Raw genomic sequence first — 2,748 nt, forward strand, 5'->3', positions numbered from 1 at the left:
AAGAATGACGGGAATTAGTGTAAGTACCTTGCAACGAGAAAAAAGAAATCGTTTAAAAACTGAGTGAATAAAAAATGGTGGGTACTTTTATGAATATTCATTTTGGAGAACTTGAAGAAAAAGGCATAGGTGAATTAGAAGAAACAGAGTATGTTATTAAATAAAACCATATTTCTTATCTATATTCAAAAAACACGATACCCTCAGGTGCATTTTCAGGCATTTAATTATAATTTTGTGTATTAAGCCCTTTTAAAATTGCAAATTTCGTTCAACTAAAAAAGTCGATTATCCTTTAGCGTACGAAATTCGCGAAATGTTGGTGCTACCCCATGAAGTGTATGTCGATGGCATATATGACGAAGATAAATCGGACGAACTTATGTGGATGGTTACGAAGCAGTCTATGAAACAGTCTGCAATGAACATAACGCATTTAGTAGGCGAATTTGTATTCGTTAATGACATTTATCGATTAGTAACAGGTGAAGATTGGCTGTCAGAAGAAAAAGACAGCAGACTAGAAGCAGCTGGATGGCTAGCTTTAACAGCACTTCCTGTTAGCAAGTTGGAGAAGATAGTAAAAGAGATCAAAGCAGGGAATAAACTTTTAAAAGGTGTCGCACTTTCTGCAGAAGAATTAAAAATATTAAATGAGGCTGGATACTTTGACAAAGCCATCAAAGTCGAGAATGTTGACAAAGTCAGCAAGGTCGAAAATGTTGGGAAAGTCAGCAAACTTAATTTCAGAAATACAGAAAAATTAGAATCACATTTTTTAAAACACGGTGGTGAATTTGGAGGAACATATTCTAATGCAGCTGAGTATCTAGCAGGAGCTAATGATGTAATAAAAAATGGAACAAAAGTTCAGTACAATTATAAAGGAGAACTAAGGACAGGATATGTTAAATTTATGAAGAATAGTAGTTTAACTAATCCCAAAGGTGTCCCTATAAAAAGTTACGCTAAGTTTGAATTTGTGGGAACAAATAATTTGGGAGAAATTACAACATATCATGTTGAAAGTGGTAAAACTTTTTGGAAAATGTTGAATAACAATAAAAATATTCCTGTTATTAATCCTGTAGAATAGAGGAGAAATTATGAATAACAAAATAAAAATACATAAATTTGACCCCCTTGTTGAGGAAGAAGTAAACTTTTTAGTAAATAATCAAGAAGTTATAGGATTTGATGTATCACCAAAAAAGCTGGAAGTGGACAAAGAATATGAAGCTGAAATAGATATATTTGTAAATGATATTTTGGATATAGAGGAACAAAAAGATATATATTTGAAAAAAATTGAACATATCAATAATTATAGTTATATGCTTTTTGGTGAAATGTTAAAAGATAATATTTTAGATGTAGGGTTTTTTATTACAAGTGATTTATTTGAAGATTATCAGTATTTGATAGGGCAATATGTTTTTTTGAAAGTTGATAGATTACAATTGTATTGTGAATAGTCTATTTTGCTAGATTCTGAGAGTAAAGAGAATATTTTTAACATAGATTAAGTAACATCAAAAGGTGTATATGATATACACCACTAGTTAACATAAGACTACTTATCAGTAGCCCATGTATCTAGAAATCTCAAAAAGTCCCTTCAGATCTTCTGAAGAGACTTTTTATTCATAAAACCATTAACTTAAGAGATTTTTTCCAATTTGAATAATAATAAATGAACTGAATTAATAAAGTTATTACTGAAATTCCAGTTAAGGTTACAAAAAAAGTTAATCCCAAATCTGATAAATAGGTTACTATCAGAGTGATAACTACAAAAGGAATTGAGGCTAAAACATTATAAAAACGTTTTTTATAAAAAAGATGATTTTTTTCATTTATATGATTATCGACCATAAAAATCCTCCTCTTTCTTTTCTAAACTTCATATATATTCACATCAATAGAATACCTAAATTTTACCACATCATAAGGTATTATTAACATAATTGTCGTTAACGGCAGTCAATTTATTAAGTAATAAAAAAATATTTAATCTTCATATGGATCTTTTTCTACAACCTTGGAGGCTAACAATAAATTAGAAAACTTATCAGCAACTAATTCTCGATGTTCTATAATTTCATCTGTTTCTTCCCCATAATCATGAACTAATCTATAAACTGGCGGATCTTCTCCTTCATGAATACAAATAAAATAAGGATTTCCAGTTTTCATAAGACAGTAACCAATAGAAATATAACCTTTTTCAAATACAGCATATCCAGGTACAGCTTCAATAGTTTCAATTATCATTTCATCTTTATCTAAAAGTAACATTAAAGACATTCCATCATCATCTTCAGAAGGTAAAAATTCTTGCCAAATTATTTTACTTGCACAAAGAGGGGTTGTTCTCATTAAATCTGTTAACCATTCTGGTAACAAATTCATTAACTTAGACTGTAATTCTTCTATTTCTTCCACAGTAGCAATTTTACCCGATGTAAGACTATTTTCTATCATATATTTAGCTGCTTCAAAAACTTGTAGACTCATGTGTCTTCATCCTTTGTTATAATATAATATTTTATATATTTAATATTACATTATTTTTAGATAAAACCTTTAATTTCAATTATCATGAATATATATCTTATTCTAGTGAGGTTTACATAACCTATCATTATCAGCAGTAACCAAATCCCAGAAAACCATTCATACCAAAAGTTTTCCAGCTTTCCGTTCCCTTCTCTATATGCAGTATTTCATACATTCCTGTCACAACAG

At 29.4% G+C, this 2,748-nt stretch carries 4 protein-coding genes; 2 read left to right on the forward strand and 2 right to left on the reverse strand.

The annotated features are described in order from the left end of the window. Positions 1-406 precede the first annotated feature (406 nt). Positions 407-1,096 (forward strand): pre-toxin TG domain-containing protein, encoded by a 690-nt coding sequence (locus C564_RS0131200; protein WP_196811517.1) that lies wholly within the window; start codon positions 407-409, stop codon positions 1,094-1,096. Positions 1,097-1,106: 10 nt separating this feature from the next. Further along, positions 1,107-1,475 carry a hypothetical protein gene (locus C564_RS0131205; RefSeq protein WP_018768202.1) on the forward strand — a complete coding sequence of 123 codons (369 nt, stop codon included), beginning with the start codon at positions 1,107-1,109 and terminating at the stop codon, positions 1,473-1,475. Between the two features lie 169 nt (positions 1,476-1,644). Here C564_RS0131205 and C564_RS0131210 read toward each other — a convergent pair whose 3' ends face one another. Together C564_RS0131210 and C564_RS0131215 are read right to left on the reverse strand one after the other, a co-directional pair. Further along, complete coding sequence (locus C564_RS0131210; RefSeq protein WP_018768203.1) at positions 1,645-1,875, reverse strand: hypothetical protein; 231 nt, start codon at positions 1,873-1,875, stop codon at positions 1,645-1,647. A 135-nt stretch (positions 1,876-2,010) separates the two neighbouring features. Further along, on the reverse strand, positions 2,011-2,517 hold the full coding sequence (locus C564_RS0131215) for an SMI1/KNR4 family protein (protein ID WP_018768204.1): 507 nt from the start codon (positions 2,515-2,517) through the stop codon (positions 2,011-2,013). Positions 2,518-2,748 lie beyond the last annotated feature (231 nt).

The organism is Bacillus sp. 105MF (genome assembly GCF_000374885.1).
Taxonomy (GTDB): Bacteria; Bacillota; Bacilli; order Bacillales; family Bacillaceae_G; genus Bacillus_A; species Bacillus_A pseudomycoides.